Origin of the sequence: Streptoalloteichus hindustanus, from assembly GCF_900129375.1 — a bacterium.
In the GTDB taxonomy this organism is placed as follows: Bacteria; Actinomycetota; Actinomycetes; order Mycobacteriales; family Pseudonocardiaceae; genus Streptoalloteichus; species Streptoalloteichus hindustanus.
This window is the reverse complement of sequence record NZ_FQVN01000006.1, coordinates 552,818-575,486: the sequence shown is the minus strand read 5'-3', so window position 1 is coordinate 575,486 and position 22,669 is coordinate 552,818. Positions and strand designations below refer to the sequence as shown.

General features: G+C 74.3%; 23 protein-coding genes. 8 read left to right on the top strand and 15 right to left on the bottom strand.

The window, feature by feature from the left end; all coding sequences use genetic code 11:
• Positions 1-33: 33 nt before the first annotated feature.
• Entirely contained in the window at positions 34-867 is an 834-nt protein-coding gene (locus tag BUE43_RS21460) for an aldo/keto reductase (protein ID WP_073485928.1), read from the bottom strand.
• A gap of 251 nt (positions 868-1,118) precedes the next feature.
• Positions 1,119-1,922: a dioxygenase family protein gene (locus BUE43_RS21455; protein ID WP_073485925.1), complete on the bottom strand. Its 804-nt coding sequence runs from the start codon at positions 1,920-1,922 to the stop codon at positions 1,119-1,121.
• 121 nt (positions 1,923-2,043) lie between these two features.
• On the opposite strand from BUE43_RS21455, the gene BUE43_RS21450 reads away from it, so the two are divergent.
• Positions 2,044-2,436, top strand: coding sequence for a VOC family protein (locus tag BUE43_RS21450; RefSeq protein ID WP_073485923.1), 393 nt, complete (start codon positions 2,044-2,046; stop codon positions 2,434-2,436).
• Between the two features lie 33 nt (positions 2,437-2,469).
• Here BUE43_RS21450 and BUE43_RS21445 read toward each other — a convergent pair whose 3' ends face one another.
• Positions 2,470-3,291: an SAM-dependent methyltransferase gene (locus BUE43_RS21445; protein ID WP_159447764.1), complete on the bottom strand. Its 822-nt coding sequence runs from the start codon at positions 3,289-3,291 to the stop codon at positions 2,470-2,472.
• Positions 3,292-3,563: 272 nt separating this feature from the next.
• Here BUE43_RS21445 and BUE43_RS21440 point away from each other — a divergent pair, with 272 nt between their 5' ends.
• The 4 genes from BUE43_RS21440 (at position 3,564) to BUE43_RS21425 (ending at position 6,265) form a co-directional block, all read left to right on the top strand.
• Complete coding sequence (locus BUE43_RS21440) at positions 3,564-3,818, top strand: DUF1876 domain-containing protein (RefSeq protein ID WP_073485919.1); 255 nt, start codon at positions 3,564-3,566, stop codon at positions 3,816-3,818.
• A gap of 398 nt (positions 3,819-4,216) precedes the next feature.
• On the top strand, positions 4,217-4,786 hold the full coding sequence (locus BUE43_RS21435) for an HdeD family acid-resistance protein (RefSeq protein WP_234995823.1): 570 nt from the start codon (positions 4,217-4,219) through the stop codon (positions 4,784-4,786).
• Between the two features lie 132 nt (positions 4,787-4,918).
• The gene (locus BUE43_RS21430) at positions 4,919-5,503 is read left to right on the top strand and encodes a MerR family transcriptional regulator (RefSeq protein WP_073485917.1); all 585 of its coding nucleotides are present in this window, start codon (positions 4,919-4,921) and stop codon (positions 5,501-5,503) included.
• Positions 5,504-5,608: 105 nt separating this feature from the next.
• Positions 5,609-6,265, top strand: a complete 657-nt coding sequence (locus BUE43_RS21425) for an RES family NAD+ phosphorylase (RefSeq protein ID WP_200797614.1) — start codon at positions 5,609-5,611, stop codon at positions 6,263-6,265.
• Positions 6,266-6,308: 43 nt separating this feature from the next.
• Here the strand turns inward: BUE43_RS21425 and BUE43_RS21420 are convergent, their stop codons facing one another.
• From BUE43_RS21420 to BUE43_RS21405, 4 genes are all read right to left on the bottom strand, one after another.
• Entirely contained in the window at positions 6,309-6,836 is a 528-nt protein-coding gene (locus BUE43_RS21420) for a GNAT family N-acetyltransferase (RefSeq protein WP_073485915.1), read from the bottom strand.
• Positions 6,837-6,870: 34 nt separating this feature from the next.
• Positions 6,871-7,389 carry an Imm1 family immunity protein gene (locus BUE43_RS21415; RefSeq protein WP_073485913.1) on the bottom strand — a complete coding sequence of 173 codons (519 nt, stop codon included), beginning with the start codon at positions 7,387-7,389 and terminating at the stop codon, positions 6,871-6,873.
• Between the two features lie 89 nt (positions 7,390-7,478).
• Positions 7,479-9,479: a S9 family peptidase gene (locus BUE43_RS21410; RefSeq protein ID WP_073485911.1), complete on the bottom strand. Its 2,001-nt coding sequence runs from the start codon at positions 9,477-9,479 to the stop codon at positions 7,479-7,481.
• 113 nt (positions 9,480-9,592) lie between these two features.
• Positions 9,593-10,582 (bottom strand): TerC family protein, encoded by a 990-nt coding sequence (locus BUE43_RS21405; RefSeq protein ID WP_073485909.1) that lies wholly within the window; start codon positions 10,580-10,582, stop codon positions 9,593-9,595.
• A 372-nt stretch (positions 10,583-10,954) separates the two neighbouring features.
• Between BUE43_RS21405 and BUE43_RS21400 the strand changes: the two genes are divergently transcribed.
• The 3 genes from BUE43_RS21400 to BUE43_RS21390 all read left to right on the top strand — a co-directional run bounded on the left by BUE43_RS21400 (position 10,955) and on the right by BUE43_RS21390 (position 15,405).
• Positions 10,955-11,413: a putative quinol monooxygenase gene (locus tag BUE43_RS21400; protein WP_073485907.1), complete on the top strand. Its 459-nt coding sequence runs from the start codon at positions 10,955-10,957 to the stop codon at positions 11,411-11,413.
• 162 nt (positions 11,414-11,575) lie between these two features.
• Positions 11,576-14,500, top strand: coding sequence for an alpha/beta fold hydrolase (locus BUE43_RS21395; protein WP_073485905.1), 2,925 nt, complete (start codon positions 11,576-11,578; stop codon positions 14,498-14,500).
• Positions 14,497-15,405, top strand: a complete 909-nt coding sequence (locus BUE43_RS21390) for an ABC transporter permease (protein WP_073485902.1) — start codon at positions 14,497-14,499, stop codon at positions 15,403-15,405. The genes BUE43_RS21395 and BUE43_RS21390 overlap by 4 nt, the downstream gene beginning before the upstream one ends.
• Positions 15,406-15,561: 156 nt before the next feature.
• On the opposite strand, the gene BUE43_RS21385 is transcribed toward BUE43_RS21390, so the two are convergent.
• The 8 genes from BUE43_RS21385 to BUE43_RS35270 all read right to left on the bottom strand — a co-directional run bounded on the left by BUE43_RS21385 (position 15,562) and on the right by BUE43_RS35270 (position 22,454).
• On the bottom strand, positions 15,562-17,097 hold the full coding sequence (locus BUE43_RS21385) for a glycoside hydrolase family protein (RefSeq protein WP_073485900.1): 1,536 nt from the start codon (positions 17,095-17,097) through the stop codon (positions 15,562-15,564).
• Positions 17,098-17,303: 206 nt separating this feature from the next.
• Positions 17,304-17,747 carry a type II 3-dehydroquinate dehydratase gene (gene aroQ / locus BUE43_RS21380; protein WP_073485898.1) on the bottom strand — a complete coding sequence of 148 codons (444 nt, stop codon included), beginning with the start codon at positions 17,745-17,747 and terminating at the stop codon, positions 17,304-17,306.
• A 46-nt stretch (positions 17,748-17,793) separates the two neighbouring features.
• Positions 17,794-18,903 carry a 3-dehydroquinate synthase gene (gene aroB, locus BUE43_RS21375; protein ID WP_073486205.1) on the bottom strand — a complete coding sequence of 370 codons (1,110 nt, stop codon included), beginning with the start codon at positions 18,901-18,903 and terminating at the stop codon, positions 17,794-17,796.
• 83 nt (positions 18,904-18,986) lie between these two features.
• Complete coding sequence (locus BUE43_RS21370; RefSeq protein ID WP_073485896.1) at positions 18,987-19,496, bottom strand: shikimate kinase; 510 nt, start codon at positions 19,494-19,496, stop codon at positions 18,987-18,989.
• A complete protein-coding gene (gene aroC / locus BUE43_RS21365) occupies positions 19,493-20,731 on the bottom strand; it encodes a chorismate synthase (RefSeq protein WP_073485894.1) in 1,239 nt (412 codons plus the stop codon). The genes BUE43_RS21370 and aroC overlap by 4 nt, the downstream gene beginning before the upstream one ends.
• Before the next feature lie 45 nt (positions 20,732-20,776).
• Complete coding sequence (locus BUE43_RS21360; RefSeq protein ID WP_073485891.1) at positions 20,777-21,514, bottom strand: prepilin peptidase; 738 nt, start codon at positions 21,512-21,514, stop codon at positions 20,777-20,779.
• Between the two features lie 254 nt (positions 21,515-21,768).
• Complete coding sequence (locus BUE43_RS21355) at positions 21,769-22,224, bottom strand: PTS sugar transporter subunit IIA (protein ID WP_073485889.1); 456 nt, start codon at positions 22,222-22,224, stop codon at positions 21,769-21,771.
• Positions 22,221-22,454, bottom strand: a complete 234-nt coding sequence (locus BUE43_RS35270; RefSeq protein ID WP_073485887.1) for a PTS sugar transporter subunit IIB — start codon at positions 22,452-22,454, stop codon at positions 22,221-22,223. The genes BUE43_RS21355 and BUE43_RS35270 overlap by 4 nt, the downstream gene beginning before the upstream one ends.
• Positions 22,455-22,669: the final 215 nt, after the last annotated feature.

Genomic DNA, 22,669 nt, shown 5'->3' with positions numbered 1-22,669 from the left:
AGCCGGCGCCCCACGCGGGAGCGGGGTCGGTGGTCAGGCCACGTCGAAGGTCTCCGGGTCGGGGCCGTTGCGGGTGCCGGTGTCCAGCCCGGCGATGGCCGCCATGTCCTCGTCGTCCAGCTCGAAGTCGAACACCGCGATGTTCTCCCGGATGCGGGCGGGGGTGACCGACTTCGGGATGACGATGTTGCCGAGCTGGAGGTGCCACCGCAGGACCACCTGGGCCGGGGTCCGACCGTGCTTCTCGGCCACCTGGGCGAGCGCGGGGTCGGTGAGCAGGTCGCCGCCCTGGGCCAGGGGCGCCCACGCCTCGGTCGCGATGCCGTTCCTGGCGTGGAAGTCGCGCAGCTCGGCCTGCGGGAAGCGCGGGTGCAGCTCCACCTGGTTGACGGCCGGCACCACGCCGGTCTCCTCGATCACGCGCCGCAGGTGGGCCTCAGTGAAGTTCGAGACGCCGATGGCCCGGACCCGGCCGTCGCCGCGCAGCTTCTCGAACGCCCGCCAGGTGTCGACGTAGCGGTCGCGCGAGGGCACCGGCCAGTGGACGAGGTACAGGTCGAGGTAGTCCAGCCCCAGTCGGCGCAGGCTCTCGTCGAAGGCGCGCAGCGTCGAGTCGTAGCCCTGCTCGGAGTTCCACAGCTTGGTGGTGACGAACAGCTCCTCGCGCGGCACGCCGGACTCGGCGAGGGCGCGGCCGACGCCCTCCTCGTTCTGGTAGATCGCCGCGGTGTCGATGCTGCGGTACCCGGCCTCGATCGCGGTCCGGACCGCGAGCGCGACCTCGGCGTCGGGGACCTGGAAGACACCGAAGCCGAGCTGCGGGATCGGCACACCGTTGTTGAGTGCGACGTTCGGAACCGTGCTCATCAGAGGGAGACCTCCACCAGTGGATCGGACGAACGGACCGGTCTGCCCAACCGCGCCCCACCCGTGTTCGCGCGGGGCCGGGGGCCCGCTCACCGGCACCCTACGCGCTCGCCGCGAAGCCGGCACACGGGCGCTTGGTCCAGACCACCTGCGAACGAAAAGATCTAGCAGGGCAAGGACTTCCACCGCCCGACGGCGCACCGGACAACAGTGTCCATAGTGGACATCTCAGCCGTCGGGCCAACTGTCGTTCAGCCGAACTGGACCGAGCGCTTCGACAGCCCGTACCAGTACCCGTCGATCACGGTCCGCTGGTCCGCCGGCCGGTCGAGCGCGGCCCCCAGTGCGACGAAGAGCGGCGCGAAGTGCTCCGTCCTGGGGTGGGCCAACCGGGCTGCCGGGGCCTTGCGCTCGAAGTCCAGCAGCGCGTCGAGGTCCTGCGCGGCGAGCGCGCGGTCGGCCCAGTCGTCGAACTCCGACGACCAGCCCGGCGGGTCGTAGTCCGACCCCCGCCGCAGGTCCACCGCGCGCAGGTTGTGCGTCATGAACCCGCTCCCCACGATCAGCACCCCCTGGTCGCGCAGCGGCGCGAGCCGCCGCCCCAGTTCCACCAACCCCTGGGGGTCGAGCGTGGGCATGGAGATCTGGAGCACGGGGACGTCGGCGTCCGGGAACATCTCGACGAGCGGGACGTAGGCGCCGTGGTCCAGCCCGCGCGCCGTGGCGTCGTGGATCGGGGTGCTCGGCGAGCGGAGGAGCTTGCGCACGGCCTCGGCCAGGCGCGGCGCGCCCGGCGCGGGGTAGCGCACCTGGTAGTAGCGCTCAGCGAAGCCCCAGAAGTCGTAGGTCAGCGGCACCGTCGTGGTGGCCCCGAGGGTGAGCGGCGCCTCCTCCCAGTGCGCGGAGACGACCAGGACGGCCTCGGGCCGCGGCAGCGCGCGGGCCCAGTCCGCGAGCTGACCCGTCCACAGCGGGTCGTCGGCCAGCGGCGGCGCGCCGTGGCCCAGGTAGAGCACGGGCATCCGGTCGTCCGCGGTCGTCGTTGTCAGGTCCATGGGCCCCTCCCGAGGTGTGTGCCCACCACCCTGACGCCAGATTGTTTAAATTTCAACTTCATGCCCGGGGCACCACTCCGCACGCCCTGCCCCGGCCGGCCGCGACTGGTACGGAGGGAGGGTGGAACTGCTGAGCAGTCGGGTGATCATCCGTCCGAGGGACCCGGACCGGTCCCTGGCCTTCTACCGCGACGCCCTCGGCCTCGCCGTCTACCGCGAGTTCCCCGGCGGGACGGTCTTCTTCCTGGGCCAGGGCCTGCTGGAGCTGTCCGGCAGGGGGGACGGGGCGCCCAGCCAGGACCTCGCGCTCTGGCTCCAGGTGCGCGACCTGACCGGCGTCCTCGCCGAGCTGCGGGACCGCGGCGTCCCGGTGCTGCGGGAGCCGCGCAGGGAGCCGTGGGGGTTGGACGAGGCGTGGATCAGCGACCCGGACGGGCTGCGCCTGGTCCTGGTCGAGGTGCCCGAGGGGCACCCGCTGCGCACCGACCTCCGGGCCGGCCACCACCCGGGCTGAGGCGTCGACGGGCCGGGGGACGGGGACGGGTGGTCAGCGCTCGCAGACCGCGAGCCACCCGGTCGCCCGCGCCTCGGCGCCCTCCCCCTCCGGCTGCCGGCCGCTCGCGGCCAACAGCTCGTTCGGCGTGAACAGGCGCACGTGCCAGCCGTGCCGACGCAGCCAGGCCACGGGGTCGTCGACGAAGGAGCGCCACTCCGCCCGGCGGCGGACGAGCTCCGAGCGCACCCCGCTGAGCGTGGCCGACCCCACGACCTCCCGGGTGATGTGCTCGACGACGAACCGGCTGCCGGCGGCCGTCCGCTCACCGAGCGCGACCATCACCCGGTCCCCGTCCTCGGGTGTCAGGTAGTACAGGACGCCCTCGGCCGCCCAGACCACGCGTTCGGCGGGGTCGAAGCCCGCGTCGAGCAACGCGGCGACCCACTCCCCCGTGAGGTCGGCGGGCACCACCATCCGGCCGGACCGGGGCATGGCCCCGCAGCGCGCCAGCACCGCCTCCTTGAACTCCAGCACCGCCGGCTGGTCGACCTCGTAGACCGTGGTGCCGGGCGGCCAGTCCAGGCGGAACGCCCTGGTGTCGAGCCCGGCCCCGAGCTGGACCACCTGGCGGCAGCCGAAGTTGGCCGCCTCCACCAGGCTGTCGTCGAAGAAGCGGGTGCGCACGGCCAGGTAGTCGGCCAACGCGGTGCGCCGGGCGCCGGCCTCCATCGGCAGGTCGGGCACGACGGGCGCGGCGGCGGCGAACTCGGCCGCGTAGGGGTCGGTGAACAGCCGGTCGGGCCGGCGGCTCTCCGCCGCGCGGGCCAGCGCGAGCAACAGCGACGTGCTCCCCACGCCCTCCGCCGAGATCACCCGCACCACCGTCCCCAGTCCGCCGCGGTCCTCGCCGGGCCCGGGGCCGACCGCGCGAGCTGTCCGCCGAGTCGCCCTCCTTCATAACACCGATCGGCCCGTCCCTCACCCGCCGTGCCCCATTCGAATGATCTTGATCCTTCCGGTGGCCGAGCCGGCGAACCGCGGGCACGGACAGTCACCGACGGCCGAGCCCCGGCAGGTCGCGCCCGAGGTCTGGCGGACGGCCCCGGGTGGGCGCACCCTGGGGAGCGGAAGGGGAGGTGACGGGGATGCAGCCAGTCGGATGGCACGTCGAGGTGGAGTTCGACGAGGACGACTCGCACACCAGGGCGGCCGCCCTGCTCCGCCTGCGGGACGGCAGCGAGCTGCGGGCGCGGGGCCGGGCCAGCCGGGAGCCCACGGACCCCAACGAGCCCCGCATCGGCGAGGAGCTGGCCGGGGCGCGGGCGCTGATGGACCTCGCGCAGCAACTCATGGCGAAGGCGGGCGCCGAGGTCCGCGATCTCGAACGCGCGAAGGGCTGAGCCGATCCCGGTCGGCGCTCACGAATTGCGCGGGTGATCGGCGAATGTCCGACCACTTCCGGCGATCACGGCGAGGAGTCTGTTCGGACTCTGGCAATTCACTGCTCACGATCTTCCACCCGGGTCGGTCACACCGAGTCCGGTCGGCCGGATCTGTCATACGCGGCGCGGATGTCCGGTGTGGCTCGTTCGCCCTCTCGTCGCACTCTCTCGTCACGGTCTTCCGCGCCGAGCGGACCGTTGAATGCGCGCGTCCGCCGCAATCGCGGTCGTCCATTCCGCACCGAAGTGGACGGTCCCGCCGGTCGTGACCCGACAGATTCGACCGAGCCGGGCCGACCGAGTCGGGCCGACCGAGTCGCGCTGACCGGGACGCGTCGAGCCGACAAGGAGGAGCCGTGGGGGAACTCATGCTGCGCCGGTGGTGGATGCCGGCGGCGCGGGGCGTCGCCGCGATCCTGTTCGGGCTGGTCACCCTGGTCTGGCCGGCCGTGACGCTGCTGGCACTCGTCCTGTTGTGGGGGGTGTTCGCGCTGGTCGACGGGGTGATGGCCCTGTCGGTCGCGTTCTCGGGGGCCACCGCCCGCACAGCGCCGACCGGGGACCGCTGGACGTGGGGCCTGCTCGGCCTGCTCGGCGTGCTGGCCGGCGTCGTCGCCCTGCTGTGGCCGGGCATCACCGCGATCGCGTTGGCCCTCGTCATCGCGGTGTGGGCGGTCGTCGTCGGCGTGCTCCAGATCGTCGCCGCCGTCCGCCTGCGCCGGGTGATCCGGAACGAGTGGCTGCTCGGGATCGCCGGGGCGCTGACGGCCCTGTTGGGCGTGTTGTTGTTCGTGCGACCGGGAACCGGAGCGCTCGCGTTGGTTACCGTGATCGCGGTCTTCGCGATCCTCTGGGGAGTCGTCCTGGTGTTGCTCGGCCTGCGACTGCGCCGACTGACCACAGGGGCGACCGGAGGGGCCATCTGAGCGAGGAGTAACGGAGCAGAATCACCCGAACAGAACAACGCATTGTAGCGGTGTGCGCGCGTATGGTGAAAGCAGCTGGTTGATTTGGCCACAAGGGCGCACGAATGCGCACGGCCGCTATAAACTGTGCGCATGAGTGTGGCGCTGGAGACGGTGTTGGCGAGGGCTGGACTCAAGGCCACCGCCGCCGAGTTCCTCGAACTCGTGGAGGACGCGGCCCGCAGGCTCGCGCCACCGCACCCCACCCCCGGCGCGTACTTCTCCCCCGACCAGCGCGACGCGTTGGCCGAGGTCGGCCTCGACCTCTCGCCGCGCGTCGACAGCGACCCCGACCCGAGAGCCAGGGCCGTGGCCACCCAGGCCGTCCTGCGGGACACCGCGCTCACCGTGACCGAGGTCGCGGCCCAGCTCGGCGTGGACGCGAGCCGGATCCGGCACCGGCTCGCCGACGGCCGGCTGACGGGCTGGAAGGACCGCGGCGGGTGGCGACTGCCGGCGTGGCAGTTCGCCGACGCCCGGGTGCTGCCCGGCCTGGACGTGGTCCTGCACGCCGTTCCGCCGGACCAGCCGCCGCTGGTGGTGGCCGGGTTCATGACGACCCCCCAGGAGGACCTCCCGCTCGGCGACCGGCAGGCCACCCCCCGGGAGTGGCTGCTCGCCGGCGGCGACCCGCACCGGGTGGCCCGGCTGGCGTCCGTCATGGGCAGCCCAGCGTAGAAGGGCCAGCCCGGCCGGTCCGCCCCGTCGGAGCCCCAGCCGGCGCCCACGGCCCAGCCCGGGTTGACCACCCCTCCCGGCCCACGACGAGACGACTGGACGCGCATGGCACGGCTCCCCCAGCCGCCCCCTCCGGCTGTCCTGCAGGCGCTGCTGCGCCGCACCGAGGACGTGGTCGCGGTGCACCGCGCCACCCGACTGGTGCGCGTGTTCACCGCCGCGGGACGGCATCCCCAGCACTGGAACACGTTCCGGTTCGCCGGGCCGCTCCCCCACGCCCGCTTCGACCCGCACCCCATCGCGCCGGACGGCGGTCCCAGCGGGACCAGGGAACACGGCGTGCTGTACTTCGGCCTGTCGGTGCGCACCAGCGTCGCCGAGGTCTACCAGGCGACGTCCACCGTGGACCGCCGCACCCGGCAGCCCCAGCTCGTCGTGCTGCGCCCCCGGCGCACGCTGCGCCTGCTCGACCTGGCCGGGCTGTGGCCGACCAGGGCCGGCGCGTCCCAGGCGATCTCCAGCGGCCCCAAGGACCGGACCCAGGCGTGGGCGCGGGCGATCCGCGCGGCCTACCCCGAGCTGGACGGCCTCTGGTACCGCTCGTCGATGGACTCCGGGAACCCGGCCATCTGCCTGTGGGACCCGCCGGGTGCGAGCGCGTTGCCGGACACGCCGGACGTGTTACTCCCGCTGGAACACCCGGGACTGGACCTGCCGCTGGCCAGGATCTGCGAGGAGCTGAACTACACGCTCCTCGGCTGAGGGCCCGGAAAACCCGGCGCGGCAAGGGATCCGTCGTCCTCCCTCAACCGATCGGCCGGGAGTAGCGGATCTCCGCGATGTCCTCGTCACCGATCCGCAGGAGCTGGACCACCTCGTCGCAGCGCCAGCCGTGCGACTCGTAGAAGCGTCGGGCCGAGGCGTTGGCCGCGAAGACCCAGAGCACGGCGTGGCGGAAACCCGTCGCTCGCAGGTGTTCCCACGCCCGCTCGTGCACCGCGTGCCCGGCGCCGGTGCCCCACGACCACGGCGCGGCGTAGATCGAGAAGAGCTCACCGGTGGGCGAGGGTTCCCGCGCTTCGCCCGCCTCGCTGGGCGCGCCGACGGCGCAGTAGGCGCCGACCCGCCCGTCGTCGCCCGTGGCGACGAACACCGCCGCGGGGTCGGGTTCGGCGAGCACCCGAAGCCAGGCGGCGGCGCGGTCCCGCTCGGACATCCCGTCGAGCACGGCGTCGGGAATCAGACCGGCGTAGGCGGACCGCCAGGCCGCGACGTTGATCGCGGCGATCTCGGGGACGTCGTCGGGCACGGCACGTCGGGTCTGCCACCTCATCCCGTCATCGTGCCGTGCGGGGGTCCGCGCGCTGTCAGGCGGTCGTGGGCAACCAGAACACGGCGTCCCTGGCGGCGGCCACCAGGTACCCGGCGGCGGGCTGCCAGTCGACGCAGGTCGGGCGCGAGCCGGTGCGCTGGAACTCGTGGAGCGCCGCGCGCACGTCGGGCAGCGCCAGGATCGAGGTCGAGGGGAAGCGCAGCAGGCTCCCGCAGTCGGCGTAGAGCGTGGGCGGCTCGACCAGGCGCAGCCCCGACCGGCTGAACCAGGTCCCGCCGAGGTCGGTCGCGTCGGCCACGAAGGACAGCGCGCCGACTCTCGCCGTCCGGTCGATCACCACGCGCAGCTCGTGGTCGGGCACGTCCACCCCGCCGCCGGCGAGGTAGAGCAACGCGTCGTGGGCGGTGTGGTGGGCGGCGTCCCCGCCGGGGTGGCCGGCGGGGACGCCCGAGAACAGGTCGTCGACGAGTTGGTCGAGTTCCTCGGCTGTGGACAGCAGGACCGGGCTCACGCCCCGCGGGTTGGCGTAGAACGCCTCGATCGTGTGGGTCACGGCCGGCAGGTTGCTCCGTCCGAGGTAGGTATCAGGTGGGCGAGCCGTGCCTCACCGCGACCCACCTCGACCCACTCACCCGTTCGTGGTTATCGGCCGGGGCCGACCAGGTGCCGCTCCCACCACTCCAGGACGAGGTCGAACCGCTGCCGCCGGTGCCGCGGCCGGCCCGAGCGGGTCAGCTCGTGCCCCTCGCCGGGGAAGAGCACCAGCTCGGCGGCCACCCCGTTGAGCCGGAGCGCGACGAACAACCGCTGCGCCTGCTCCACCGGGCACCGCCAGTCCGACTCCGAGTGCACCACCGCGAACGGGAGGTCGATGCGGTGCGCGTGCGTCAGCGGGCTCATCGCGCGCTGCGCCTCCGGGTCCGGACCGCAGTAGGCGTCGGCGAACCACCAGCCGATGTCGGAGGAGCCGCGGAAGGAGTCCCAGGCGTTGACCGCCCGCTCGCTCCAGGCGGCGCGGAACCGGTGGCCGTGGTGGGCGGCCAGCCAGGTGGTCAGCAGCCCGCCGTAGGAGCCGCCCATCACGCCGACCCGCTCGGCGTCGCACTCCGGCCGCTCCAGCGCGGCGTTGAGCAGGGCCAGCACGTCGTCGACGTCGACCGAGCCGAACCGGCCGATCACGGCCCGCCCGTGCTCCTGGCCGTACCCGGCCGACCCGCGCGGGTTGGGCAGCACCACCGCGTAGCCGGCAGCCGCGTAGACCTGGGCCTCGTCGAAGAAGCCCCAGCCGTGGTACTGGAACGGGCCGCCGTGCACGCAGAGCAGGACCGGGTGCGGCCCCTCGCCCTCCGGGGTCACCAGCCAGCCGTGCACCGGGTAGCCGTCCGGGGCGGTCGCGGTGATCTCCCGGGCCGGGCGCACCCCGGCCGCGCGCAGCGGCTCACTCCAGGCCGTGAGGGTCCGCGCGCCGCCCGGGGTGTCGACGAGGACCACCTCGGCGGGGCTCTCGGGAGTGGAGACCACGGCGGCGACCCGGTCGCCGTCCACGTCGAAGGCCCGGACCGCGGCCCGGTCGCCGACGACCAGCGGCAGGTCGGCCAGGGCGACGCCCTCGGCGTCGAGCGGGACCGCGCGCAGCTCGACCGCGCCCCGGTTGCGGACCGCGACGAGCACGTCGTCGCCGGCCGGCGCCGGCGGTCCGGACAGCGGCTCGCAGTCCACCGTCTCCACGTCGGTGAGCCGGCGCGGCTCGCCGCCGACCGCGCAGGTCGCGCCCAGGACCAGCGGCACGGCCCACAGGCCGGTGTTGCGGGCCACCGCGTGAATGCCGGTGAACTCGGTGCCCAGGTAGAGCAGGACGCCGTCGCCGGTCACCACCGGGTGCGCGGCGTGCCCGCGGGTGCGGAGCAGGAGCACGGGGTCGCCGCCGTCGGCCGGCACGGTGTAGAGGTCGCTGTGCAGGCTGTCCTCGGGCCGCTCGCCGTCCCGCTCCGTCTCGAAGACCAGGTGCCGCCCGTCCGGGGTCCACGTCGGGACGCTGACACCGGCGGCCAGGGAGGTGAGCTGGCGGGGCTCGGGGTCGTCGGCGGCCACGTCGACCACGAACACCTGGTTGGGCCGGTCGAGGAGGAAGCCGACGTCGTCCAGCCGGTAGGTCAGCCGGGTGATGCGCCGAGGGGCCTCCGCCTCCGGGCCCACGCCCTCCTCGGTGCCGTAGCGGCCGGGCTCGGGCACCCTGGCGACCAGCGCGATCCGGCGGGAGTCGGGCGACCACACCGGGGCGCCCGCGCCCAGCGGCAGGTCGGTGAGCCGGCGGGCCTCGCCGCCACCGGTCGGCATGACGTGCAGCTGCGGGCGGGCGGCGGGGCCGGAGCCGGAGCCGCGCCGGAGGAAGGCCACCCACCTGCCGTCAGGGGAGATCCGGGGCGCGCTGTCGCGGTCGCCGCGCGTCCACTCCGTCGGCCCGCCGGCCGCCTCGTCGACCACGTCGACCGCGTCCGCCCGCTCGCCCAGCGGCACCCGCCACACCGCGCCGCGCTGCTCGTCGGCCGTGAGGTCCGGCCAGGCGACGTCGACGAGGAGGAGGTCGTCGCGCAGGGTGGGGCGACCGATCGTGGGCAGCAGGGTGAGGTCCTCGGGGCGCATGGTGGCCGACGCTACCGGATCGTTAGCAGTCCTCACGACCCCCGAACACCGTCGAGCCCCCGCCCTGACGCAGGGGACGGGGGCTCGACGGGACCTGCCAGCGGGGGCCGGGCTCAGCCCACCTTCTTGACCGCGCTCGGGTCGCGGCGCACCTTGACCAGGCTGGCGATGGTGGTGACCGCCAGCACGACCACGATCACGGTCAGCGACAGCCCGATGCCCACCGTCGGCACCGGCAGGGGCTGCCCGTCGTTGAGGAACGGCAGCGAGTTGCCGTGCAGCGCCTCCAGGATCAGCTTCACGCCGATGAAACCGAGGATCACCGACAGGCCGATCGACAGGTAGACGAGCCGGTTGAGCAGGCCGCCGATGAGGAAGTAGAGCTGGCGCAGCCCCATCAGGGCGAAGGCGTTGGCCGTGAAGACCAGGAACGGCTCCTTGGTCAGGCCGAAGATCGCGGGGATCGAGTCGAGGGCGAACAGCAGGTCCGTGGTGCCGATCGTGACCATCACGACGAACATCGGGGTCACCCAGCGCCGACCCTCGACCCGCACGAACGAGCGACCGCCGTGGTAGGTGTCGGTCACCGGCAGCACCCGGCGCAGGCCCCGGAGGACCGGGTTCTCCTTGAACTCCTCGTCGCCCTCGTCGTCGGACACGGCGAGCTTCCACGCCGTGTAGATCAGGAAGGCCCCGAACAGGTAGAAGACCCAGCTGAACTGGGCGATGACCGCGGCCCCCGCCGCGATGAAGACGCCCCGCATGATCAGGGCGAGCAGGATGCCGATCAGCAGCACCCGGTGCTGGTGGATGGGCGGCACCGCGAACTTCGCCATGATGATGACGAAGACGAACAGGTTGTCGACGCTGAGCGAGTACTCGGTGATCCACCCGGCGAAGAACTCGCCGGCGTACCCCCCGCCCGCGAAGGCCCAGATGCCGACGCCGAACAGCACCGCGCAGGCGATGTAGAAGACGACCCACCTGGCCGCTTCGCCGACGGTCACCTCGTGCGGCTTGCGGTCGACGATCACCAGGTCGACCGCGAGCAGGACGAGCAGACCCGCGATGCTCGCGAACCAGACCCACAGGGGGACGTTCATCTCCACCTCCGGTACAGGGCATGCGCCAGTGACCGGAGGTCTCTTCCACCGACAGCCCGCCGGTCGACGGCACCGGGACCCGTGGGTCCGTGATGACGATGCCGCCGCGAAGGAATACTCCCCTCCACGTTGGCCAAGATTGTCACTGACCGACGGCCCCGCACACCAGGCAGGGTGAGCATTCACACGGCGCTGAACACGGAACGCACCCGGATGGACGCTATGGCCACCGAGGCCGCGTCACCGTCCTGTGCGATTCAGACACTTTGGGTAGCGATTCCAGCACATTTCCTTCCCCCACGAGAAGATAGATCACACTTTTGTACTAATCGGGGGCGGACAGCCCCGCCACGGACGTGCGACCATCACGAGGTGGTCGTGACCGTGGTGGAGCTGCTGATCCGCAAGGGGGCTGAGGAGGCGTTCCTCGCCGCCTACCGGGACGCCTCGCAGCACGTGCTCGCGGTCGGCTGTCGCACCCTCCGCCTGGTCCGCAGCTCCACCGACCCGCGCCGGTTCCTGGTGATCGGCGAGTGGGACACGGTCGACGACCCCAGCGCCGCGTTCCAGGGCTCGGACGGCTTCGTGCGGTGGCGGGACGCGGTCAGCGAGTTCTTCGCCGAGCCGCCGTTCGTCGACCAGGGCGTCCAGCTCCACGTCGAGACCACCCCGGTCGAGACCCCCGCCGTCCAGACCGCCGCCGTCCAGACCGCCGCCGTCCAGACCGCCGCTGTCGAGACCGCGGCCGTGGAGACCACCGCCGTCGAGCCGGCCAGCCCCAACGGGCCGGCCGCGCTGCCCACCGCCGCCACGACGGCACGCGAGAGCTGACACGCGCCCCACGCTCTTCCCCCGGTCGCGCTACGCCCGTTCGTGGGAATCGACGGTGAAGTTGACCACTCAGGGCGACTGACCCGGACGGGGAGGCGCAGGTCGGGCCGCTCGGGCGGGCTGGTGCCCCACGACGGGGCGTGGTCGCCTACCGTCGATCGTGTGGCCCCCTCCCCCCGCAGCCGCCGGACGCTCGCCCTGGTCGCGGTCGTCGTCCTGCTGGCCGGCCTGGCCGGCGTCGTGGTGTGGACCCGCTCCGGCGGCGGACCACCCCCGGTCCGCACCCGCGACCTGCGGATCGACGTCGCCGACGGCCCCGGCCGGGACCAGCCGGTCCAGCTCGACGCCACCTTCTACCTCCCCCAGCGCACCCCAGCCCCCGCCGTGCTCGTGGCGCACGGCTTCGGCGGCGACAAGGACGCGGTCGCCGCGGAGGCCAGGGAGCTGGCCGAGCGGGGGTTCGTCGCCCTCGCCTACTCGGCGCGCGGCTTCGGCCGCTCCACCGGCCAGATCGCGCTGAACTCCCCCGACTACGAGGTCGTCGACGCCCAGCAGGTGCTGGACTGGCTCTCCCGGCAACCCGAGGTCACCACCGACGCCCCCGGCGACCCGAGGGTCGGCGTGACCGGCGGGTCCTACGGCGGCGCGCTGGCCCTCCTGCTGGCCGGCGTGGACCCGAGGGTCGACGCGCTCGCGCCCGTGATCACCTACAACGACCTCGGCCAGGCGCTGCTGCCCAACGCGGGGACCACCGGCAAGCTCACCCCCAGGTCGCCGGCCGCCGGAGCGTTCGCCGCCGACGGCGTGTTCAAGCGCGGCTGGGCCGGCCTGTTCTTCGCCGCCGGCCTCGGCCCCGGCGGCTCCACCGCGCCGAAGGGCGAGGCGCCCGAGCCCGGGCAGCCGAGGACGGGTGAGCCGAGCCCGACGACCGGGCCGAACCCGCGGGGGACGCGCTCCGACCGACCCGGCGGTCCCCAGCCCGGTCAGCCCGGTCAGCCTGGCCAGCAGCCCGGTCAGCAGGGGCCGGCCACCTGCGGCCGGTTCCGGCCCGAGGTCTGCCAGGCCTACGTCGAGGTCACCACGACCGGCCGGGCCAGCGCCGCCACCGTGGAGCTGCTGCGCCGGTCCTCCCCGGCCAGCGTCACCGAGCGGATCAAGGCGCCCACCCTGCTCGTGCAGGGCGAGCAGGACACCCTCTTCGGCCTCGACCAGTCGGACGCGACCGCCCGGCAGATCACCGCGGCCGGCGGGACGGTGAAGACCGTCTGGTACAGCGGCGGCCACGACGGCGGCAACCCGGGGCCGTCGGTGCGCCGGCAGATCGCCGACTGGTTCACGTTCCACCTCCGCCGCACCGGCCCCGACCCCGGCGAGGGCTTCGAGTACGCCGTGCAGGGCGCGTTCCGCAGCGGGGGACCGACGATCCGCACGGCGGTGGCGGACCGGTACCCAGGACTGGAGGGGGCCGGCGCGGGCGACGACGAGGTGGAGCGCCGGTCCGTCGGGCTGCGCGGCCCGGCGCAGACCGTGCTCAACCCGCCCGGCGGCAACCCCGCGGCGATCAGCTCGCTGCCCGGGCTGGGGTCGCGGTTGTCCGGCTCCGGCTCCGGGGCCGCCGCCCTGGCCGGCGGGCTCGCCGTCGACGTGCCGGGGCAGACCGCGCTGTTCACCAGCGAGCCCGTCGACGCGCAGGTGCTCGTGACCGGGTCGTCCCGCGTGCGGCTGCGGGTCTCCGCCGTCCCCGGCCAGCCCACGACCGGCGAGGCCGTGCTGTTCGTCAAGCTCTACGACGTCGCGCCGGACGGGCGGCGCACGCTGCCGGGCAACGCCGTCGCCCCGGTCCGCGTGGGCGGGCTGCCGGCGGACGGCGCCCCGGTCGAGGTCACGGTGACGCTGCCCGGCGTGGTGCGCCCGGTGGAGGCGGGGCACCGGTTGCAGGTCGCGGTCAGCACCACCGACCAGGGCTACGCCGGGCCGACCGCACCCGCCGTGCACCGCGTCGAGCTCGCCGGCGATGGGCAGCTCTCGGTGCCGACCGTGCCGGGCCGGCGCGCGGCGGGCAACGGCACGCCCGCCGTCCCGCTGCTGGGTGTCGGGGTCGTGCTCGCGGTCGTCGTGCTGGTCTCGCTGGGGGGCGCGGTGCGGCGCCGGCACCTGGACAACGTCGACGAGGAGCTGACCGACGTCCCGCTGGTGATCAGGGACCTGAGCAAGTCCTACCGCGGCGGCCTCAAGGCGGTCGACGGGCTGTCGTTCCGGGTCGAGCGCGGCCAGGTGCTGGGCCTGCTCGGCCCGAACGGCGCCGGCAAGACCACGACCCTGCGCATGCTGATGGGCCTGGTGCGGCCCTCCACCGGCGAGATCAGGGTGTTCGGCCACCGGGTGCTGCCCGGCGTGCCCGTGTTGTCCCGCATCGGCGTGTTCGTCGAGCGCACCGGCTTCCTGCCGCACCTGTCCGGCATGGACAACCTGCGGCTGTACTGGGCGGCCACCGGCCGGCCGGCCGAGCAGGCCCGCGCCGAGGAGGCGCTGGAGATCGCCGGCCTCGGCAGGGCGGTGCACCGCAGGGTCGGCACCTACAGCCAGGGCATGCGGCAGCGACTGGCGATCGCCCAGGCCATGCTCGGCCTGCCGGACCTGCTGGTGCTCGACGAGCCCACCAACGGGCTGGACCCGCCCCAGATCCACCACATGCGCGAGGTGCTGCGGCGCTACGCGGCCACCGGGCGGACCGTCGTGGTGTCGAGCCACCTGCTCGCCGAGGTGGAGCAGACGTGCAGCCACGTGGTGGTGATGCACCACGGCCGGCTCGTCGCGGTGGGCGAGGTCGGCGAGATCGTGGCGGGCGGCGAGGTCGCGTTCCGGGTCGACGACCCGGAGCTGGCGGCCGACGCGCTGCGCGGGCTGGTCGGCGTGGGCACGGTGACGCCCGACGGCCAGGTCGTGCACGCCGACCTCGGCGACCTGCCGCGGTCGGCCGCGGTGGCGGCGCTGGTCGCCGCCGGCGTCGCCGTGGACCAGGTGGGACCACGCCGTCGGCTGGAGGACGCGTTCCTCCAGCTCGTCGGAGAGGAGGCGGTGGAATGAGCGAGGGCCACGCCGGGTACGTGCTGCCCGAGCTGCCGGAGCCGGGCGGGGGCGAACCCGGGCCGGACGGGGCCACGCCCGGCTACCGGGCGCGGCACACGTTGCGGCTGCGGGTGGAGCTGGCCCGACAGCTCCGCCGGCGACGCACGCAGGTCGCGCTGGGGCTCCTCGCGGCGCTGCCGCTGCTGCTGCTCGCGGCCTTCGAGCTGGGCGCGGACGACCGCAACCGGCGCTCGGGGGGCCTGGTCGACCTGGCCACCGCGAGCGGCGCGAACTTCGTGTCCTTCGCGTTGTTCGCCTCGGCGAGCTTCCTGTTCGTCGTGGTCGTGGCGCTGTTCTTCGGCGACACCGTCGCCAGCGAGGCGTCGTGGTCGAGCCTGAAGTACCTGCTGGCGATCCCGGTGCCCCGGCACCGGCTGCTGCGGCAGAAGGCCGTCGTCTCGGGGGTGCTGTCGCTGCTCGGGCTGGTGCTGCTGCCGCTGGTCGCGCTCGGCGCCGGCGCGCTCTGGTACGGCGTCGGCGAGCTGGCCACGCCGACCGGGGAGGCGCTGCCCTTCGGCACCGCCGTGTTCCGGCTGGCGGTCGCGGTCGCCTACCTCGCGGTGCACCTGAGCTGGGTGGCCGGACTGGCGCTGCTGCTCAGCGTGTCGACCGACGCGCCGCTGGGCGCGGTCGGGGGCGCGGTGCTGGCGTCGATCCTGTCGCAGATCCTCGACTCCATCACCGCCCTCGGCGACCTGCGGGTCTACCTGCCCACGCACTACTCGTTCGCGTGGTCGGACGTGCTGACCGCCGAGGTCGACTGGACCGACATGGCGCGGGGCGCCTTCTCCGCCGTCGCCTACGCCGCGGTCTTCCTCCTGCTGGCCGGTCGGCGGTTCGCGACCAAGGACATCACGAGCTGAGCGCGTGGCCTCGGGCGTGGCCGACGCCCGCCCGAGGCCACGGCAAGGTCGAGTCCGAGCCAGAGACCGATTTCGGGACCGGGACCGATTTCGGGACTGGGACCGATTTCGGGACCGCGCCGGTGGCGGAGTCGCCGGCCGCCCAGCGCGGTGTCGTCACCGCTGCGCCGCGAGGTTCGGCGCGGTCGGGTACTGCCGCCACCGCTCCTCGCTGACCTCGCTGACCGGCGAGGAGTTCAACGCGGCCACCTGGTCCGAGCCCACCAGCCACAGCCGGCCGTCGTCGAGCAGCATGCCCAGCGGGCGGCCGGGAGCGCGCACCGCGGGAACGCCGGCCGACATCCGGGCCGTCACCGGCAGCTCCTCCAGGGCCGGCGGGCGGTGGTCGAGGATCCGGACGGCCAGGGTGGCGGCCACGCTGCGCCGCTCGACCCGCACGAACGCGCCGCCCACGACCAGGTCCACGGTCCGCTCGGGGGACGGGACCGCGAACCCCTCCAGCACCTCCGCCGCCCGGCCGCGCTCGCGGCAGGCGTTCACGCCGTGCACGTCCAGCCCGAAGCGGGCCAGGTCGGTGGGCACCTCCTGGGGCACCGAGACGGTGCGGGTGGCCCGCAGGACGTCGATCGGCACCCGGCCGCAGGGGTCCTCCCGCGATACCGGGGCGTGGCCGTCGGGGCGGCGCACCAGCCCGGGCCCCTCCCGCCACGGCCCCCTGATCACCAGCGGCTGGTAGGGGTGCCGGGTGAAGTCGCGGTCCCAGAAGGTGATCGTGGTGCCCTGCTCGGTCTGGTGGGCGATCGCGAAGGCGTCGAGCGCGTCCACCCACATCCAGTCCGCGCTGAACGCGTCGACGATCGAGCGGGCGCGGGGCGTCCTCGTCGAGCCCACGCCGGCGAACCCGGTCTCGCCCAGCGCCTGGACCTCGGTCCGGAACGCCGGGTCCTTCGCCCGCAGCACGAACTGGCCGGCGCCGTTCCAGCCCGCGCCCTTCGCGCTGGTGTCGGTGAACATCAGGTAGAACCAGCCGTCCAGGTACAGCGCGGAGGGCTGCCCGGCGCCGTAGGCGTTCTTCCGGACTGTGTCCTCGGCCGGGGTCACGATGGGCTGGCCGTTGGCGAGCCGGGTCCAGGTGAGCCCGTCCGGGCTGCTCGCCACGCCGATGGCGTTGCCGTGCGCGTGGTCGTCGCTGGCGGCGCCCGTGTAGTAGAGGTAGTAGGTCCCGTCGACCTTGATCACCGACGGGTCGCAGGTGTGCATCCCGTCGAAGCCGCCGCCGCTGCCGCTGAACACCGGCACGGCCGGCGCTCCGCCGGCGGCCGCGAACGGGCCGTCCGGGCTGGTGGACTCGGCGTGGAGCACGTCGTCGCCGGCCGGTCCCGCGCCCGGGAGCTGGCTGCACCACCACACGCGGTACCGCCCGCCCTCCTGCAGGACGGTGGGCCCGTAGTTGTACGGCGCGCTCTGCCCGCCCGAGGCCACCACGCCGGAGCTCTGGCGCGTCCGGTCGACCTGCAGGGACACGGTCGCCGCCGGCCGCTCCGGCTTCTTCGACGCGCTGGGCCGGCTCGACGAGGACGGCGACGACGAGGGCTCCTGCTGCGGCGCCCCGTCGGCGTTGCCGCACGCGGTGAGCAACACGACGCCGAGCAGCGGACCGACAGCACGCGGGGCTCGGCGCGGCTTGCGCATCGTGTGTCTGGTCCTCCGTCAGCTCTGGTGTCCCGGCGGGCGCCGGGACCCGGGAGCCGATGCCGCCCGGGCCCTGTCAGTCTAGGGACCCCCGATCACCCGAGTGGGGGAGTTGCGGCCGGTGCTTCGTCACGCTCCTCGCCCTGCCGCCGACAAGGACGGCAGAGCGCGCGGGTTGGTCCGCTCGCACTCACCCCAACAGGGGATCACTCGCTGGTGGTCGCCGTGACGTCCTTCAGCCAGCGGAGCGCGAGCGCGTAGCCGGTGACGCCGAGGCCGACGATCACCCCGGAGGCCACGGCCGAGATCAGGCTGTGGTGCCGGAACTCCTCGCGCCGGTGGACGTTCGAGATGTGCACCTCGACCAGCGGCGCGGTGAGCATGGCGCACGCGTCGCGGACCGCGACCGAGTAGTGCGTCCACGCGGCGGCGTTGAGGACGACGGGCAGCCGCTGGTCGGCCGCCTCGTGCAGCCAGCCCAGCAGCTCGCCCTCGTGGTCAGTCTGCCGCACCTCGACCTCGACGCCGAGCTCGTCGGCGGTCCGCTCGCACAGCGCCACGAGGTCGGCGTGCGTCGTGCTGCCGTAGATCTCGGGCTCCCGCGTGCCGAGCCGGCCCAGGTTCGGCCCGTTGAGCACCAGCACCTTCACCAGAGCACTCCCCTCGGCTCACGCCCCGCCCAGAGCAGGATGGTCCTCAGAGCAGGATGGTCCCGCCACCGCCGGTGCCGCCGCCGGCCACCGCCGAGTAGGCGGCGGCGATCAACGTCGGGTCCGGCCCCTCCAGCCGGCCCGGCTTGGCCAGGCCGTCCAGCACGACGAACCGCAGCACGCCGGACCGGTTCTTCTTGTCGCTGCGCATGCCCTCCATGAGCTGGGGCAACGCGTCGGCGTCGTAGGTGGTCGGCAGCCCGAGCGCGGACAGCACCGCGCGGTGACGGTCCGCCGTCCCGTCGTCCAGGCGGCCGGCCGCCCTGGCCAGCTCGGCGGCGAACACCAGGCCGACGCTCACCGCCGCGCCGTGCCGCCACCGGTACCGCTCGCGCCGCTCGATGGCGTGCGCCAGCGTGTGGCCGTAGTTGAGCACCTCGCGCAGGTGCGACTCGCGCAGGTCGGCCGAGACGACGTCGGCCTTGACCTGGATGGCGCGGCACACCAGCTCGCCGAGCACGTCGCCGGTCGGGTCCAGCGCCCGCTCCGGGTCGGCCTCGACCAGCTCCAGGATGCGCGGGTCGGCGATGAAGCCGGCCTTGACCACCTCGGCCATGCCCGCGACGAGCTCGTTGCGGGGCAGCGACTCCAGCGTCGCGAGGTCGACCAGCACCGCGGTGGGCTCGTGGAACACGCCGACCAGGTTCTTGCCGGCGTCGGTGTTGATGCCGGCCTTGCCACCGACCGCGGCGTCGACCATGGCCAGCAGCGTGGTCGGCACGTGCACCACGCGCACGCCGCGCATCCAGGTGCCCGCCACGAAACCGGCGAGGTCGGTCACGGCGCCGCCGCCGAGCGAGATCACGACGCCGGTGCGGTCCATGCCGATCCGGCCGAGCACCTCCCAGCAGAAGCCGGCCACCGCCAGGCTCTTGCCGTCCTCGGCGTCCGGGACCTCCACCCGGTGGGCGTCCACGCCGGCGTTGGCCAGCTCCTCGCGCACCGCCTCCGCGGTGGCGGCCAGCGTGGGCTGGTGCATGATCGCGGCGGTCGGGACGCCCTTCAGCGTCTCGACCAGCTCGCCGAGCAGGCCCCGCCCGACCACCACGTCGTAGGGCCGCTCGGCGGCCACCCTGATGCGCACCGGTTCGGACATCCCGATCCCCTCGCTCTTCCCGCCCGACAGCTCCCCATCCCACCAGACGTCCCCCGACCGGGGGGCGGGAGGGCCGCCGCCGGTCACCTGGCCGGCAGCCCGGCCAGCACCGACTCGGCCACCTCGGCGGGTTCCCGCCCGTCGGTGTCCACCTCGACGGTGGCCACCTCGCGGTAGAGCGGGAGGCGGGCCTCCAGCAACGTCCGGAACGTGGCCCTGGGGTTCACCCCGGCCAGCAGCGGCCGGGCGGTGGACAGCCCGGTGCGGCGCACGCCCTCGGCCAGACCCACGCTGAGGAAGGCGACCCGGTGGCCGGCCAGCCGACGCCGGGTCTCGGCGGACAGGACCGCGCCGCCGCCGAGGGCGAGCACGCCGTCGTGCTCGACCAGCGCGGTCGCCACGGCCCGCTCCTCCATGTCCCGGAACACCGGCTCGCCGTCCTCGGTGAAGATCTCCGCGACGGTCCGGCCCGCCGCCCGCTCGACGTCGGCGTCGGTGTCGCGGAAGGCGACGCCGAGCCGCTCGGCGAGCAGCGTGCCGATGGTGGTCTTGCCCGACCCCGGCGGGCCGACCAGGACGACCACCGGAGTCATCGACCGGCCTCCGGAGAGGACGACTCACTGTCCACAGTGGACGCCGCGCGCCCGGCCACCAGCGCCGCGAGGTAGGACTCCGCGTTGCGCCGGGTCTCGGCGAGCGAGTCGCCGCCGAACTTCTCCAGCACCGCGTCGGCCAGCACCAGCGCCACCACCGCCTCGGCGACCACGCCGGCGGCGGGCACCGCGCACGCGTCCGAGCGCTGGCTGATCGCCACCGCCGGCTCACCGGTCGCGGTGTCCACAGTGGACAAAGCGCGCGGCACGGTCGAGATCGGCTTCATCGCCACCCGCACCCGCAGCGGCTCGCCGTTGGTGATGCCGCCCTCCAGACCGCCGGCCCGGTTGGAGCGCCGGGTCACCCCGGTGACCCCGCCCGCCGGCTCGATCTCGTCGTGGGCCTGGCTGCCCCGCCGGCGCGCGGTGGTGAAGCCGTCGCCGACCTCGACCCCCTTGATCGCCTGGATGCCCATGAGGGCGCCGGCGAGCCGGGCGTCGAGCCGGCGGTCCCAGTGCACGTGCGAGCCGAGACCCGGCGGCAGGCCGTAGGCCAGCACCTCGACCACGCCGCCGAGGGTGTCGCCGTCCTTCTTCGCCGCGTCCACCTCGGCCACCATCGCCTCGCTGGCGCCCTGGTCGAAGCAGCGGACCGGGCTCTCGTCGATCGCGGCGAGGTCGCCGGGGCCGGGCAGCACCGCGTCGCGCGGAGCGTCCACCTCCCCGATCGACACCACGTGGCTGAGCACCTCGACGTCGAGGGCCTGCCGCAGGAACGCCCTGGCCACCGCGCCGAGCGCGGTGCGCGCCGCGGTCTCCCTGGCGCTCGCGCGCTCCAACACCGGCCGGGCGTCGGCGAAGCCGTACTTCTGCATGCCCGGCAGGTCGGCGTGGCCCGGCCGGGGCCGGGTCAGCGGCGCGTTGCGGGACAGGCCGGCCACCTCGGCCGGGTCGACCGGGTCGGGAGACATGACCTTCTCCCACCTCGGCCACTCGCTGTTGCCCACGCGCAACGCCACCGGACCGCCCTGGGTGCGCCCGTGCCGCACGCCGCCGAGGAAGTCGACCTCGTCGGCCTCGAACTTCATCCGGGCGCCCCGGCCGTGGCCGAGCCGACGGCGGGCCAACTGGGTGGCCACGTCCGCGCTCGTCACCTCGACCCCGGCGACCAAGCCCTCCAACACGGCGACCAGGGCCGGCCCGTGCGACTCACCAGCGGTCATCCAGCGCAGCACGCCCCGATCCTGCCATGCGGCGGGGCCCGGTCCGCCCCCGGAGTGTCACCACCCGGGCATTCCGCCACCTGGGAAGACGACGTCTCCGAGAAACACGTCCCCGAGAAGCGTTCCGGGGAACGCGGCGACGAGCCAGGCGGCGATGAGCAGACCCGGGCCGTGGGGAACGCCGCGGTCCCGGGCACTGGCCGGACCATCCCGGGAGCGCGCGCCGCGCGACAGCGCGGACGCGCCCGCGAGGACGACTGTCCCGAGGTTCGCGAGGAGCGCCCCGACGAGCAGGGCGGCCCAGTCCACCGCGGCCAGGACCGCGCCGAGCACACCGGCCAGCTTCACGTCCCCCGCGCCCATCGCCCGGGGAGCCACGAGCCGGACCAGGGCGTGCGCCGCGCCGAAGACCACCGCGCCCCCGAACGCCCGCCAACCGAGCACACCGCCCGGGCCAGTCAGGGCGGCGATCGCGAGCAGTGCCGCCGCCACCGGGTAGGCGGGCAGCGTCAGCGCGTCGGGCAGTCGGCGACGGGCCAGGTCCGCGGCCGTGAGCAGCACCGCGAGCCAGCCGAGCGCGGCCGGGACGGCGACCCACCACAGCGGCAGCAGGCCGAGCGCGGCTCGGCTCCCGACCACGGTGGTGAGCCCGCCGACGGCGAGTTCGCACCACGGCGGCCGGACGGGGACGCCCCGCGGCAGGCGGCCCAGGAGAACCCTTCCAGCGGCCCCGGCGAGCACGCCCGCGCCAACCAGGAGCGCCACCAGGACCCAGAACCACAGCACGTCGGTCATGCGGGCAGCGTGCCGCCCGTCTGCCGGTGTTCGAGGCTCATCCGGGCTCGCGGCCGCGTGTCCAGCGAATCCGCCACCACACCTGGCCCGATCGGCGGGCTCACCCTGGTTCTGACGACACCACGGATCGATTCAGAAGGCCCCACCGAGCGAGAATCCGCCAGGGCAGGCCGACGCCGAGGTGGCTCACCGACGGGAGAACCACCTCGGCGTCGATCTCGTTCCACCGCGCGACAGCGCGGTGCGGAGTGCGCTCAGCGCTGCCAGGTGAACAGCGGTTCGCCCGCCGCGACCGGGCCACTCTCCCGCACCTCGACCAGGGCCTCGGCCTGGGCGTCCAGCGCGACCACCGGGCAGACCGGGGACTTGCCGCCGGCCTCGACGGCCGCCGGGTCCCAGCTCACCACCCGCTGGCCGGCGCGGACGGCCTCGCCCTTGACCACGTGCAGGGTGAAGCCCTCGCCCTTGAGCTGGACGGTGTCGATGCCCAGGTGCACCAGCACCGCCGCGCCGCCCTCGGTCGCCACCACGAACGCGTGCGGGTGCAGCGTCACGACGGTGCCGTCGACCGGGGCGACCGCGTCGCCCGCCGTCCGGTCCGGGTCGACCGCGAGCCCCGGACCCACCATGGCCTGCGCGAACACCGGGTCGGGCACCTCGGACAGCGGGACCACCGTGCCCGCGACCGGGCTCAGGACGCGCAACGTCACCGCAGGTCCTCGATGTCCTCGGCCAGGGTGTCCGCCTCCGGGCCCACGACGACCTGGACCACGGTCCCCTGCTGCATCACGCCGTGCGCGCCGGCCGCCTTCAGCGCCGCCTGGTCCACGAGCGTCCCGTCCCGCACCTCGCACCGCAGCCGGGTGATGCAGGCCTCGATCTCCTCGATGTTGTCCGCGCCGCCGAGACCGGCGAGGATCGCCGCCGCCTTGTCTGCCACCTGGGTCCTCCTGGAAGTCCTGCGCCGGAGCAACCGGTTGCTCCGGCTGGTCACGCCCGGTATCAGGTCGAACGCCGGCAGGTTACGGCTCGGCCAACCTCCGCGGGCCCGTAGTTGACACCCGTTCGAGTAGAAGCGCATCCTGCCGGGCGCAAACTGGTTTAGACCGGACCGTACCAATGGCGGAGGCCCGGTGACCACGGGGGCGGCCGACC

Excerpts from the sequence above, each read along its gene's own strand:
- BUE43_RS21460 (WP_073485928.1), bottom strand. The coding sequence starts at position 867 with ATGAGCACGGTTCCGAACGTCGCACTCAACAACGGTGTGCCGATCCCG.
- BUE43_RS21455 (WP_073485925.1), bottom strand. The coding sequence starts at position 1,922 with ATGGACCTGACAACGACGACCGCGGACGACCGGATGCCCGTGCTCTAC.
- BUE43_RS21440 (WP_073485919.1), top strand. The coding sequence starts at position 3,564 with ATGCAGCCAGTCGGATGGCACGTCGAGGTGGAGTTCGACGAGGACGAC.
- BUE43_RS21430 (WP_073485917.1), top strand. The coding sequence starts at position 4,919 with ATGAGTGTGGCGCTGGAGACGGTGTTGGCGAGGGCTGGACTCAAGGCC.
- BUE43_RS21425 (WP_200797614.1), top strand. The coding sequence starts at position 5,609 with ATGGCACGGCTCCCCCAGCCGCCCCCTCCGGCTGTCCTGCAGGCGCTG.
- BUE43_RS21420 (WP_073485915.1), bottom strand. The coding sequence starts at position 6,836 with ATGAGGTGGCAGACCCGACGTGCCGTGCCCGACGACGTCCCCGAGATC.
- BUE43_RS21410 (WP_073485911.1), bottom strand. The coding sequence starts at position 9,479 with ATGCGCCCCGAGGACCTCACCCTGCTGCCCACGATCGGTCGCCCCACC.
- BUE43_RS21405 (WP_073485909.1), bottom strand. The coding sequence starts at position 10,582 with ATGAACGTCCCCCTGTGGGTCTGGTTCGCGAGCATCGCGGGTCTGCTC.
- BUE43_RS21390 (WP_073485902.1), top strand. The coding sequence starts at position 14,497 with ATGAGCGAGGGCCACGCCGGGTACGTGCTGCCCGAGCTGCCGGAGCCG.
- BUE43_RS21385 (WP_073485900.1), bottom strand. The coding sequence starts at position 17,097 with ATGCGCAAGCCGCGCCGAGCCCCGCGTGCTGTCGGTCCGCTGCTCGGC.
- aroB (WP_073486205.1), bottom strand. The coding sequence starts at position 18,903 with ATGTCCGAACCGGTGCGCATCAGGGTGGCCGCCGAGCGGCCCTACGAC.
- BUE43_RS21370 (WP_073485896.1), bottom strand. The coding sequence starts at position 19,496 with ATGACTCCGGTGGTCGTCCTGGTCGGCCCGCCGGGGTCGGGCAAGACC.
- BUE43_RS21360 (WP_073485891.1), bottom strand. The coding sequence starts at position 21,514 with ATGACCGACGTGCTGTGGTTCTGGGTCCTGGTGGCGCTCCTGGTTGGC.